The organism is Pseudarthrobacter sp. GQ63 (genome assembly GCF_059758765.1).
On the sequence record NZ_JCAXEF010000003.1, the window covers coordinates 344,606 to 358,060 of the forward strand.

General features: G+C 63.9%; 6 protein-coding genes and 1 pseudogene. 2 read left to right on the plus strand and 5 right to left on the minus strand.

Annotation, left to right across the window (positions count from 1 at the left end):
• Positions 1-156: 156 nt before the first annotated feature.
• Together AC6CHP_RS08820 and AC6CHP_RS08825 are read right to left on the minus strand one after the other, a co-directional pair.
• A complete protein-coding gene (locus AC6CHP_RS08820; RefSeq protein WP_498229239.1) occupies positions 157-2,382 on the minus strand; it encodes a hypothetical protein in 2,226 nt (741 codons plus the stop codon).
• 80 nt (positions 2,383-2,462) lie between these two features.
• Positions 2,463-3,566: a type I restriction endonuclease gene (locus AC6CHP_RS08825; RefSeq protein WP_498229241.1), complete on the minus strand. Its 1,104-nt coding sequence runs from the start codon at positions 3,564-3,566 to the stop codon at positions 2,463-2,465.
• 322 nt (positions 3,567-3,888) lie between these two features.
• Here AC6CHP_RS08825 and metH point away from each other — a divergent pair, with 322 nt between their 5' ends.
• The gene (metH, locus tag AC6CHP_RS08830; protein ID WP_498229243.1) at positions 3,889-7,551 is read left to right on the plus strand and encodes a methionine synthase; all 3,663 of its coding nucleotides are present in this window, start codon (positions 3,889-3,891) and stop codon (positions 7,549-7,551) included.
• 30 nt (positions 7,552-7,581) lie between these two features.
• Positions 7,582-8,834: pseudogene (locus tag AC6CHP_RS08835) on the plus strand (saccharopine dehydrogenase family protein).
• A 23-nt stretch (positions 8,835-8,857) separates the two neighbouring features.
• Here the strand turns inward: AC6CHP_RS08835 and AC6CHP_RS08840 are convergent.
• From AC6CHP_RS08840 to AC6CHP_RS08850, 3 genes are all read right to left on the minus strand, one after another.
• Positions 8,858-9,682, minus strand: coding sequence for an alpha/beta fold hydrolase (locus tag AC6CHP_RS08840; RefSeq protein ID WP_498229305.1), 825 nt, complete (start codon positions 9,680-9,682; stop codon positions 8,858-8,860).
• A 168-nt stretch (positions 9,683-9,850) separates the two neighbouring features.
• Positions 9,851-12,739: an ATP-binding cassette domain-containing protein gene (locus AC6CHP_RS08845; protein ID WP_498229245.1), complete on the minus strand. Its 2,889-nt coding sequence runs from the start codon at positions 12,737-12,739 to the stop codon at positions 9,851-9,853.
• On the minus strand, positions 12,736-13,293 hold the full coding sequence (locus AC6CHP_RS08850) for a hypothetical protein (protein WP_498229247.1): 558 nt from the start codon (positions 13,291-13,293) through the stop codon (positions 12,736-12,738). The genes AC6CHP_RS08845 and AC6CHP_RS08850 overlap by 4 nt, the downstream gene beginning before the upstream one ends.
• Positions 13,294-13,455 lie beyond the last annotated feature (162 nt).

Consider the following 13,455-nt stretch of genomic DNA (forward strand, 5'->3'; position numbering starts at 1 on the left):
CGGCGAGAGCGGGCACTTCCATCTTTTGCTCGATGCAACCGCAGAAGATGGAAGTGCCGTTCTTGAAAACGCCGATAGCTCAAAAGCACTGTGGGGTCAAAAGTATCCGATGTACCCGGAGAATAGTCCTCATACTGCCGGAGCTAAGAGCTGGATCTACGGGCCTGACAGATAAGAAGCCAACTCCTTGTCGTGCTTCATGCACTCTAGCAATACGGGATATATCATCTTTTGCCAGTCAGGGCTTTGGTGTAGGTCGTAACTTACGCCGAGTTCGGTGAGGCGCTCCTGGTTCAGGATAACCATGCCTCCATGGCCATCACGAATGAAGTCGGCACGGCGCAGAGAGTCCGCAATCAAGCGAATTTGCGAGCTTCTGCCCACTACATGGCGACTGAACTTATCCGGGTGGACTGCTGGAACACCTTGGACGGAACCTCGAAAGCTCAAAAGGATACGACGTATGTTTATTACCGACTGTAGGGCCAACTCCGGATTCAAGTCCCCTATGGGACCAAGATCAGGGCGCATCGCTTTCCAACGGTTATCCATACCCCGTGCCATAACCAGGGCATGGCTTCCCGGGGGATTATGGACTATTCGATAGTCGCCCGTGATGCGCAGGCTTTCAGCGACCACGATCGCAGCGAGGCGGTCGGTGCTGTTATTTACTGCCTGACCCCGAAACATCACTTCCTCGACCTTATCCGTCTCAATGTGACGAACAACGATGCTAGCCCTAGGCCCAAAGGTTACGGAGCCTGCGGAAGCTGCAATATGCAGACCGTAATCGCTGATTACGGCAAAGTCGTATATGGGGGAGTTGAGGGTAAGGACGCCAGTAGGCTCGGAAACTGTGAAGTCAAGGCCATCAATGTGATGCCCAGATTGGTCCTCAAGTGTTAGGAGCAACGTCGGCGCATCGTCGTTCTCGTGGTGGTAGGAGGCACTTCCGCGAGTATTTGGGGCAGCGGAGGCAACCCACGATCTGACGATTTCATTAACATAATCTTCATTGAGAAGCGAAGCGGAAGTCGCGTGATCATTCGCTTGCAGCGCGATTGCATGCATGAAGTAAGCGTAGAAGGGGCCAACATTCCAAAGGCCGCGGCCGTTTAGTCTATTTTCGGAGACTACGTTCACGTAAGAAACCTTGGAATCAACTAGTGCACGAAGATAGTCCGAAAAGACTATGTTCCTTGCCTTCGAACTGGACCCACCATCCAAAAAGGGATGATCCGAGACGAAAGCGCCAATTCTATCTTCGTAAGCCGGCCGAAGTTCTTCAGGAAGACTTGCCGGAAGTGGAATGGAGGTCGGTACGCCTAGATGACTAAGTATCCGTGATATTTGTTCATCATGGGTATATAGGGCATGAATTGTGCGCTCATCCAGTTGGTCGAGCTCTTGGCGCAAGGCGGACTGTACTTTATTAGATTCGCGCGCCAAAAGGTTGTCAACGATTCGGAGGAGGATACCTGAACGTTCGCCGGAGCCCTGGTGTTCAGTGTGATGGTTTTGCAAAGCCGAAATATAGTTTGCTTGTTCGAGTATAGGAGCTAGAGCGGCCAGAACAGGAGGATATCCAAGGAAGTCGGAAACTAGGTCCCAATCTTTTGCAGAAAAATCTGGATCGCTGGAGAGTTGTTCCCCAAGTCCTACGAGGTAAGCCTCCCAGTACTCACGCGCCGGAACGGGATGCGTTCGATGACTCGCATTGCTGGGTGATGTCGCGAGGAGGATTTGGTCAATCAGTTCAAGTGCCGATGGAAGAGCAAGAGAATCGATACGGGCAACGGTGGTAGGGACACCTAGGTCCTCACAGAGATCACTGAAAAGTTCGATATTTTGCGGACGACCGAGAACGACTATTTGGTGCGCCTTGACAGCCAAAGAATTTGCCTCCACAGCAAGCGATTCCATGAAAGCGAAAAATGCACGATCACCACTTCGTAGGGGCGCTTCGTCCAGGGCATCGATGACTAATGACGCTTCTCCGTTATTCAGTAGTTCGGTATATCGCGCAAAAGAGCTAATCTTCAGTGCGCTCGCCAAAATTCCTGAGTGAGAGTTTTGGCCCACGATAGTCTGAGACAGGTCCAGTCGCGGGCTCTTCAGTTGGCTTGCGATGGCCATGCTAGCCATCGACTTTCCCATTGCTCCTGCAGCTGAAATTAGCAATAGCGGGGCCGCGTTTGGCGTGCCGTTCTGTTCAACGGAGATTGTCGGGGTAACATAGGCGCTCGGCATGGGAGTTGAAATTGTCACGCCCAGGACTGGTTGTTTCTCCTCCAACTTATCCTGCAGCGGAGGCAATAAAGCTTCTATGAACTCGTTCAGTGGCATTTTGGTAATATTCATGCTTCCCCATTTTGTCGTCATTAGTAATAGTATGGACACAGCGGGATTTTCCGCCATTGTCCCTTTGTCGCTTGGAACTCTGGAGGCGGGCTTAGGCCAGCTCAGGTCAGTGGCTGCAGGTAGGCCCTGACGCTCGCCCGCAGCGCTTCGGTGTGCTCGTAGATCTCCTCGAGCGAGCTAATGGGAACTCGAGTCTCTTCCTTGTTGTCGTCAAAGATCCCGATGTACTTCTGCGTCCGGTTGAAGTGCAGGCGTGCGATGGGCTTGCGGTTGTTATCGTCCAGCAGCACTGCGAAGTAAGACTTGGCATCCCTCTGAACTACTCGGGTTGGCTTCACCTCGCTGCAAACAATGGCCCGCACAATCTGGTAACCCTCAATCTCTTCCAGCGTCGTCTCCAGCCCATCAGCTTCGACCAGGTCCGCTTCGGCTACTGGAGCGCTGGTGAGACTAACCGCCACTGTAGCTTCCTCGCTCTGGGGGAAGCCCGGGTTGCCGAGGGCCTTCTTCAGACGCTCATTCACCTGGTCATTCAAGAACTGCTTCGATGCCTTGGCTACCAAAGCAGTGAACTGTTCCCGCACCTTCTGGGTGTACGGGCCCGAATACACGCGCCCGGTCAGGAACTTGACCCATTCATCTTCAGGCTCCTTGAACTGCGCGGCCAGGGTTCGCTTCAGCTCGCCGATGTACTTCAACTCGCCAGCCGCACTGATGATCGAGTCGAGATCGAAAACATCCTTGGACAGCTTCTGAAGTTCGGGGATTAGCATTTGGTCGATGTCATTCAAGTCGAGCACGAGGAACGGCTTTGCATCCATGCGGTTAGGAGCGTCGAGGTCGGTGAAGAACTGGTAAACCTCACCGTTAGTTAGGATCGCAATCCGTGCATTGGTTACGGCGAAGTACCGGAAAAGCTGCGACGCATGCTCGATCTTGACGGGTTCACTGGACTTCTTACACTCGATCAGGATCTGGACTTCGCCGTCCTTGACGATCGCGTAGTCGATTTTCTCGCCCTTTTTGAGTCCCACGTCTGCGATGAATTCCGGAACGACTTCCATGGGATTGAAGACGTCGTAGCCAAGAATCGTCGAAATGAACGGCATCACGAATGCGTTCTTCGTCGCCTCTTCCGTCTGGATAACACCGCGCTGCTGGCGCACCTTTGCTGCCAAAGCTGAGAGCTTCTCTGCGAACTCCATATTGTCCCCCTACAAGACCGTCAATGCTGCACAACGAAGCGCAGCAAAGATCCAAGCTGATGAAGCAACAAACTACATGTGATTGTCCTGAATGACACTCATCTGCTTGCAGCTATGAGTCCATGTCGAAAAGAGGGCAGAACAACCCCTCCGGCTTGTGCAACAGCTACAACTGCAAACCGAGGCTCCCATGTTGGCCCGTCGTCGTCGACCAGCCGCTGACCCAAGCGCCTGGGAACGCGACTAGGAAGCCCACCCACCCGCCGTCGTAGTACACGGACACACAGCGCAACGTTCCGGCCCCCACACGTAACCTGTTTAGATGCCTCGTTTTACGCTTGATATTGAGTCCGTGCCCCGTCCTGCCCGTGCGCAGGAACTCCTGGACGCCGTGAACCACCGCGTCGTCATTGCCGACGGCGCGATGGGCACCATGCTGCAGGGCCGGGACCTATCCCTGGAAACAGACTTCCTGGGGCTCGAAGGCTGCAACGAGATCCTCAACGACACGCGCCCCGATGTCCTCGCGGACATCCACGACGCCTACTTCGCCACAGGTATCGACGCCGTCGAAACGAACACCTTCGGCGCCAACTGGTCCAACCTCTCCGACTACGGCATCGACGACCGCATCGCAGAGCTCGCCCTCAAGGGCGCGAAAATTGCCCGGGAACGCGCAGAAGCGGCAGAAAAAACGGACGGACGGATGCGCTGGGTCCTCGGCTCGATGGGGCCGGGCACCAAACTCCCCAGCCTCGGCCACACCAGCTACGACTACCTCAAGCAGACCTTCGCGCTCCAGGCCGAGGGCCTCATCGACGGCGGCGCGGACGCCTTCCTCATCGAAACCAGCCAGGACCTCCTGCAGACCAAAGCCGCCGTCAACGGCTGCAAGCAGGCCATCGTCACCCGCGGCATCCGGCTCCCCATCTTCGTTGAGGTGACGGTCGAAACCACCGGAACCATGCTCATGGGCTCCGAAATCGGCGCCGCTCTCACCGCCCTGGAACCGCTCGGCGTCGACGCCATCGGCCTGAACTGCGCCACCGGCCCGGACGAGATGAGCGAGCACCTCCGCCACCTCTCCAAGCAGTCCTCGGTCGCCATCGCCTGCATGCCCAACGCCGGCCTGCCGGTCCTTGGCCCCAACGGCGCGCACTACCCGCTCTCACCCACTGAACTCGCCACCGCCCACGAACAGTTCGTGCGCGAGTTCGGCCTGGGACTGGTGGGCGGCTGCTGCGGTACGACGCCGGAGCACATGGCCGCCGTCGTCGAACGTCTTGCGCCCTTCCGCAACGCCGCCAGAGGCACCAACACGGCCGCCGCCGGGGACGGCAAGACACAGCCCGCCCGCGTCCCCACCGAGCGGGAAGCCGGCGTCGCCTCCCTCTACCAGCACGTGAATTTCGACCAGGACGCCTCCTACCTCGCCATCGGCGAACGCACCAACGCGAACGGCTCGAAGGCGTTCCGCCAGGCCATGCTCGAGGAGCGCTGGGACGACTGCGTGGACATCGCCCGCGAGCAGATCCGCGTCGGCGCGCACCTGCTGGACGTCTGCATCGACTACGTGGGGCGCAACGGCGTGGCCGACATGAAGGAGATCGTCTCGCGTTTCGCGTCGGCGTCGACGCTCCCTCTGGTCATGGACTCCACCGAGCCGGCTGTACTTCAGGCCGGGCTCGAGCACATCGGCGGGCGCCCGGTGGTCAACTCCGTCAACTACGAGGACGGCGACGGCCCGGACAGCCGCTTCGCGCGCATCATGCCGCTCGTGAAGGAACACGGCACCGCCGTGATCGCCCTGACCATCAACGAAGAGGGCCAGGCACGCACCACTGAGGGCAAGGTGGCCATCGCCTCCCGCCTCGTTGACGCCCTGGTGGGCGAATGGGGGATGCGCGTCGAGGACATCATCGTCGACTGCCTGACCTTCCCCGTCGCCACCGGCCAGGAAGAAACCCGCCGGGACGGCATCGAAACCATCGAGGCCATCCGCCAGATCACCGCGAAGTACCCCGGCATCAACACCACGCTCGGCGTCTCCAACGTGTCCTTCGGCCTGAACCCCGCAGCGCGCGTCGTCCTGAACTCCGTGTTCCTGCACGAGGCCGTGCAGGCTGGCCTGACCAGCGGCATCATCGACGCCGCCAAGATCGTGCCGCTCGCCTCCCTGCCGGAAGAACAGCGCAAGGTGGCCCTGGACCTTGTCTGGGACCGCCGCGAATACGATGCCGACGGCAACACCACCTACGATCCGCTGGCCATCATGCTGGACATGTTCGCCGGCGTCGACACCGCAGCGCTCAAGGACCAGCGCGCCGCCGAACTCGCGGCGCTGCCCACGGGCGCCCGCCTGGAACGGCGCATCATCGACGGCGAGGGCAAGGGCCTTGAAGAGGACCTGGACCTGGCGCGCAGCGAGGGCATGACCCCGCTCGGCATCATCAACGACCACCTGCTCGAGGGCATGAAGGTGGTGGGCGAGCGCTTCGGCGCCGGCGAGATGCAGCTGCCGTTCGTGCTGCAGTCCGCCGAGGTGATGAAGAACGCCGTCGCCCTGCTCGAGCCGCACATGGAGAAGTCGGATTCCTCCGGCAAGGGCACCATGGTGATCGCCACCGTGCGCGGCGACGTGCACGACATCGGCAAGAACCTGGTGGACATCATCCTCACCAACAACGGCTACAAAGTGGTCAACATCGGCATCAAGCAGGGCATAGCGGAGATCATGGCCGCAGCTGAGGAACACAACGCGGACGTGATCGGCATGTCCGGCCTGCTGGTGAAATCCACCGTGGTGATGAAGGAAAACCTCGCCGAGCTGCAGTCCCGCGGCCTGGCCAAGAAGTGGCCCATCATCCTCGGCGGCGCAGCCCTCACCCGGGCCTACGTGGAGCAGGACCTGGCCGAGCAGTTTGACGGCGTGGTCCGGTACGCCAAGGACGCCTTCGAGGGCCTTTCCCTCATGGAGCCGCTGGTCCGCGTGGCCCGCGGCGAATCGCCGGACGACGTCGGCCTGCCGCCTTTGAAGAAGCGCATCCACAAAGGCGGCGCGAAGTTCACGGTGACCGAGCCGGAAGCGATGCCCGGCCGGTCCGACGTCGCCACCGACAATCCCGTGCCCGCCCCGCCGTTCTGGGGCACACGCATTGTGCGCGGCGTCTCGCTCCACGACTACTCAGCATTCCTCGACGAGCGCGCCACGTTCATGGGGCAGTGGGGGCTCAAGCCCGGGCGCGGCGAGGACGGCGCCTCCTACGAGGAACTGGTGGAACGCGAGGGCCGGCCGCGCCTGCGCTACTGGCTGGACCGCATCCTCGGTGAGGGCATGCTGGACGCGTCCGTCGCCTACGGCTACTTCCCCGTCGTCTCCGAGGGGGAGCAGGTGGTGGTGCTGCACCACGGGGAGGATCGCGACGGCGTCCTGGGCACTGCGGGGCTCCTCGCCCCGGACGGTGGTTCAGGCGGTCCGATCGGCACCGACCGGCTGAGCTTCGATTTCCCGCGCCAGCGCCGAGACCGGCACCTGTGCCTTGCCGACTTTGTGAAGTCCCGCGAATCCGGGCAGATCGACGTGCTGCCGGTCCAGCTGGTCACCGCCGGCTCGAAGATCGAGGAGTTCACCTCCAAAATGTTCGCCGCCAACCAGTACCGCGACTACTACGAGCTCAACGGCCTGGTCATGCAGCTCACCGAGGCGCTGGCCGAGTTCTGGCACGCCCGCATCCGCAAGGAGCTGGGCTTCGCGGCCGAGGAGCCGAAGGACACGGCAGGGTATTTCAAGCTCGACTACCGCGGTGCCCGGTTCTCGCTCGGCTACCCCGCCTGCCCGGACATGGAGGACCGCCGCAAGGTAACGGAGCTTCTGAAGCCGGAGCGGATGGGCGTGATCCTCAGCGACGAGCTGATGCTGCACCCTGAGCAGTCCACGGACGCGTTCGTGTTCCACCACCCGGAGGCGAAGTACTTCAAGGTGTGAGTGCAGTTGCCGCTGTGAAAGGCTGCAGTTATGGACACCTCATCTCGGGAATATGACCTCGTTCTCTACGGAGCGACGGGTTTCGTTGGCAGACTGATCGCCGCCTACATCGCCGAGCATGCACCGGCCGGTCTCCGGGTCGGGCTCGCGGGCCGGTCCACGTCCAGGCTCAAGGCGGTTCGGTCGCAGTTGCCGGCCGCGGCGCACGGATGGGCCCTCATCGAAGCCGACTCGGGGGATGCGGACTCAATCGCCGCCCTGGCTGCGAGCACAGGCGTGCTCTTCACCACCGTCGGTCCCTACGCGAAACACGGATTGCCCGTCGTCGAGGCCTGTGCCCGGGCCGGTACCCATTACGCCGACCTCGCCGGTGAGGTGTCCTTCATCCGGGAGGCGATCGATCGCTACGACGCCCTGGCCAGGACGAGCGGGGCACGGATCGTGCACTCCTGCGGCTACGACTCCGTGCCGTCCGACCTCGCCGTACTGCTGCTTCATCAGGCGGCAGTAGCCGATGGCGCTGGCGGTTTGGTCGAGGTCCAGCTCGTTGCTAAGGCCAAGGCTGGCATCAGCGGCGGCACGCTCGAATCGATGCGCGGGCAGCTCGACGCGATGCGATCGAGCACCGCCCTGCGATCGAGCACCGCCCTGCGGTCATTAGTAGCTGACCCCTACGCCCTGAGCCCCGACCGCACACGGGAGCCGACAACACCACAGCCTCCTGACGCCGGTCCTGTGCGCCGTTCCGCTGACGGCACCTGGACCGCGCCTTTCGTCATGGCCCCGTTCAACACCCGGATAGTGCGCCGCAGCAACGCATTGCAGGGCTGGGCCTACGGCCGCTCCCTTCAGTACGGCGAGGTGATAGGGGTGGCCCCCGGGCCGGCAGGGGCGGTCATCGCCAGGGCGATGGCACTCGGGCTCCGGGCATTCACGGGCGCGATGGCCTTCCCGCCGACCCGCAGGGTGCTCGACCGCTTTCTTCCGGCCCCGGGGACGGGTCCGAGCACCAGCACGCAGCGCGCGGGCTGGTTCCGCTCCCAGGTGAGCGCCCGCACCGAGCACGGCCGGCGTTACCAGGCGATTGCTGCTGGCCCAGGTGATCCCGGTTATGCCGCCACCGCCGTGATGGCAGGAGAGAGACTGCACTCGCTCTTGCCCTCGACGGTGACCGGCTGCCGCCCGCGAAAGGGTCGCTGACACCGGCCACCGCACTCGGCAACGTGCTCATAGAGCGACTCCGCGCGGCCGGCCACACGTACCAGGTAACCAAACTCGCCTGAACCCGGATCCTGCAGGTCACCTGTCAGGAGTGGGTGTCGAGGTAGTGCAGAATCGCCCGGGCCGTTTCCTCCGGGGCGCTGACGTGGGGGCAGTGCCCGGTGGCCTGGAGCTGCATCAGGGTGCTGTGTTCCAGATTCTTGTGCAGGTAGGCGCCCACTTCCGGCGGGGCAAGCCGATCGTTGGAGCACTGCAGGATCAGGCAGTTGGTGTGTAACTTTTTCAGTTCAGGGCGGGTGTCGGAGAAAAAGGTTACCCCGGCGAAGTGCCGGGCAATAGACGGATTTGTCTGGCAGAAGCTGACGCGCAGGTCCTCCGCTAATTCCGGCTCCTGCGGGTTGCCCATCACCAGGGGCGCCAAGGCCGCGGCCCAGGCGAAATAGTCGCTGTCCAGGGATGCCAGCATGCCCTCGATGTCTTCCCGCGAAAAGCCGCCCACGTAGCCGTCGTACGGGTCATCCGTGTGACGGGGTGAAGGAGCAAGCAGCACCAGGTGGGAGAAACGGTTGGGGTCCTGCACTGCGGCGATCACGGCGATCATCGTGCTGACACTATGGCCCACCAGGATGACGTCCTCAAGTTCAAGGGCGGCGCAAATCTCCAGCAGGTCCGCCGCGTACCCATTCAGGGACCCGTACTTCTCCCAGTCATAGGCGCTGATGTCGGAGTGTCCTGCACCTACATGGTCAAAAAGCACCAGCCGGTAATCATTAACGAAATAGGGCAGCAGCTTCCGCCACATAGCCTGATCGCAGCCGAAACCGTGGGCAAACATCATGACAGGCCCATCATCCCGGCCGGATATGGTGACGTTGTTCCGGCCGATTACGGCAGCAACTGCTTCCATCACGTTCTCACTGACCCTCCGTCGGGTGGCGTCCTGTCCCAGACTATCCACGGGAAATAGCGAATCCTAGGGATCCTCCCACTATGACCTTCAAGGCGACGTCCGTTCAGCCCCATTGCATGCGACGCGGATTGCGCGACTCCCTGACAGGGACCAGGGTGTCGGGTGTCCTCAAACTCCAATGCGTAGCCGGTCCCTGTCCTGGTCGGATGAAGCCCGCGCGGCGTGCCCGCCGGCACCTCCGCCCGCGCTGGAGACCGGCTTCACCCGCCTTAGCGCCGCGAGGGTCGCGCGCCCCACTACGGCGATGCCAATGATGGTGGTGACGGCGCGCAGCGTGTCCCAGCCCGCCGTCGACGTCACCAGCGAATACAGCAGGAAGCTGCTCAGGTTGGTACCCAGCGGCGCGCCGGGCACGTAGGAGATGCCGGTGCCGGCGCCCACCGCGAAAGGCCAGAACCACAGGTTGGTCAGCAGGCCGAACAGGTAGGACGCCACAATGCCGTAGCCGCACAGCATCCACAATTCCGCCTTGCCCCGCACACGGCGGGGGAGCAGTCCGGCACCGGCGCCCACCCACGCACAGGCGAAGATCTGGAAAGGTGTCCACGGCCCGATCCCGCCCCACAACGCACTTGAAAGGGCAATGGTGGCGGCGCCGAGCAGCATGCCGAAACGCGCACCGAACGCCCGGCCGGCCAGGATCAGCAGGATAAACACAGCTTCCACGCCCCCGACGCCGGTGCTCGCCAGCCGCACCGCCGAACCGACCGCTGCCAGGACGCCGAGCAGCGCCACCGTGTGAGCGGAGCGGACCGAGCCGTCCAAAGACACAATGATGGCGACGACGGCGAGCGGCGCGATTGCCAACGCAGCGTAGGGGAGGGCGGCAGCTGCGTCCTGGGGAAGCGCCGCAGCGAGCAGCGGCCAGCAGAAGGCGGCGAGGGCCAGGAGGTTTGCGGCGGCGAGGACGGCGATTTCGACACCGCGCGGCATCCGGAGGCGGCGCTTTCGTTCTGCGCTGTGGGTTTCTGGTTCGCTGCCCCTCGGTTCCGGTCCGGTGGCTGCGTGCCGGGGGAGCGGGAGGAGCGGCTCGGGTTCTTCGGCGGGTGCCGCTTCGGACGAAGGTGCGACGCCGTCACGCATCGGCAGGGTCCGGGCGCCGAGGCTGTGGGCAAAGTCGTGGTCATGGGTGGCGATCAGGACCGCCGCGCCGGAGTCCGCTGCCGCCTGGAGCGCCTCCGCGACGGCCGTCCGTGCCGCAGGATCGAGTCCGCGGGTGGGCTCATCGATCAGGAGGACCTGGGGATCGTCCATGGTCTGCAGCGCGATGGCCAGGATCCTGCGCTCTCCGGCAGAGAGGTCCCGCGGATGCTCGTGTCCGATGGGGATCGTGACGTGGCCCCGCAGCCGGGCAAGGCGCGACGCCGCAAAGCCGGGCGCGGGCTGCCGGCCGTTCTTTCGGCGCGCAAGCCGCCGCTCGGCCGCACGCAGCTCGCCAGCAACCGTATCCCGGGTGAAGAGGTCGTCCGAGGCGTCCGGCACCAGGGCGACCTGGCCGCCGTCGAGCCTTGTTACAACGCCTCCGTCTTCGCCCCCAGTGCCTTTACTGCCGCTGCCCTCACGCAGTGCCAGCGCCACCAGGAGGGACGACTTCCCGGCACCATTCGGCCCCACCAGCGCCACCACCTCACCGCGGTGCAGGGTCAGGGATGCGTCGCGCACCAGCGGGGTGCCCTTGCGGTGCACGGCGAGGTTGGTCGCCGTCAGCACCGGTGCGGGGTCGGCGGGCGGAGAAAGGATCTGGCGGGCCTCGACAGGCTGCGAAGTTGACGTTGCGGCAGCCGGAGCCCCGGCCGTTGGGATCAAGGTGCCGCCGTCGATGGTCCACCAGGAGTCGGCCACCGGGACGAGCGCTGACGCCCGGTGCTCCGCCACGATGACGCAGACGCCGGCGTCGCGGGCCAGGGTGTTGAGCACGGCGATGACGTGCCTGCGGGCTGTGGTGTCGAGGTCGGCCAGGGGCTCGTCCACCAGGAGCAGGGCCGGATTTTCCACCACCGCGGCGGCGATGGCCACGAGTGTTGCCTCGCCCGCGGAGAGGGTGCTGACGTTCCGGTCCAGCAGCTCCGAAACTCCGATGCGCTCCGCCACCTCCAGCACCCGGGCCTTGGCGGCCCCGGAATGTACACCGCGCAGCTCAAGTGCCAGCGAGATTTCGTCGCGGACCTTGGTGGTGGCGAAGGCGGCGCGGGGATTCTGCAGGACGACTCCCACAGCTTGGGCGGTATCGCGCGGCGGCGTGGCGGCGCGGTCCAATCCGGAAACGCGCACGGTGCCGGAGATGTCTCCGCCGTCCACGTGGGAGAGGAGCCCGGCGATGCCCCGCAGGATGGTGGATTTACCGGAACCCGTGGGCCCGGTGATCACCGTGATGGACCCGCTCCGCGGTGTGAAGTCAGGGACATTGACCTGCGCGTCACCAATGCGGAACTGGGCGTCGAGCACCTGAAGCGGGCCGCCGTCGTCGTTCCCGGGACGGTGCCCTGCCCGGCTCCCGAAGCCGCGCAGCTCCAGGGCCGCGGCAACCCTGCCCGCGTGCTCAAGGGTGCGCTCAAGGACGGGCACCAGGGCGCGGGGGCTGAAGCGTTCGCCCCGCAGCCGGAACGCCAGGCGCACGGAGGTGACGGCGTCGGACAGTGCGGGGAGCGCCGCCCAGGCCACCACGAGCATCCGCCCGATGCCCTGCATGGGGCCGCGGCGGGCCAGGTGGACGAAGCCGCGGGCCACGTCCACAAACGCGTTGAGCAGGCCGAATCCGAGGAACATCGCGGCAATCGGCAGGGCGGACAGGGCCGCTGCCCAGAGCCCAGGTCCGCTGACCGGGCCGAGGAAAACCACGTGGGCGTACGGGGCAGGCAGTCGCATGGCCGGCAGGTCGAGCAGGACCGGCTCGCCGATGCCCGCCCCGTTGAACAGGATGCGGTAGACGACCCGCGCCACGATGAAGACGACGGCGAGGGCCGCCGCGGCGCGTAATGGCGCGGGCCGGAAGGTCATGCCGCGGGGGCGGCCGGTTCGCCGTCGACCGTGAAGAGCAGTTCCAGGCTCTCGCCCGGGCTCACCTTCAGGGTGGCGAGGCCCTCCTGGGCGTAGGCCCAGTCACCGGAGGCCGGCTTGACCCAGAGTGCCCAGTAGGCGAAGGCGGCGGGCATGCCCTGGCATTCTTCGCGGTACGAGCCCTCCTTGTGCGTGATGTCGAAGTCCGCTGCGGGCACGCCATTCACCCGGCACACCAGCTCGTTGGGGTACTGCGTGGTGCCCTCGGTCTCCACGTCTGCCTCTTCGAGGATCTCGGCAGCAACCGTGGGCCCGTCCACGGGCACGCACACGGTGGTGTCTGCGGCTTCCTGCTTCAGGGCCCCCGAGTCGACGATGACCTTCACGCCGTCGCAGGGAGCGTCGGCGGCGGTGGATGACGCCGCGGCCGAGGGCGACGGTGCGGACGTGGTTGGCTGGGTGGTGGCCGGCGCGGAACAGGCGGCGAGGGAGAACAGGAGACCGGCGGCGGCGAGGGAGCTCGCGGCGGCGGTGCGCATCTTAGTCAAAGTCACCTGTTAAGGGTAGGGCGTTGCCTGGCCGGATCCGGAGGCGGTCGCGTTTTGTGACGTTGGGCTTCAGGCAGGCTGGCAGGTGCACCTCTTGACGCCAGCGGACGACGGCGGGAGGTGCCGCCGTCGTCCTTTTGCCTCCTTGGGGACGCGTTCCCGCCGGTG

Excerpts from the sequence above, each read along its gene's own strand:
- metH (WP_498229243.1), top strand. The coding sequence starts at position 3,889 with ATGCCTCGTTTTACGCTTGATATTGAGTCCGTGCCCCGTCCTGCCCGT.
- AC6CHP_RS08825 (WP_498229241.1), bottom strand. The coding sequence starts at position 3,566 with ATGGAGTTCGCAGAGAAGCTCTCAGCTTTGGCAGCAAAGGTGCGCCAG.
- AC6CHP_RS08820 (WP_498229239.1), bottom strand. The coding sequence starts at position 2,382 with ATGACGACAAAATGGGGAAGCATGAATATTACCAAAATGCCACTGAAC.
- AC6CHP_RS08845 (WP_498229245.1), bottom strand. The coding sequence starts at position 12,739 with ATGACCTTCCGGCCCGCGCCATTACGCGCCGCGGCGGCCCTCGCCGTC.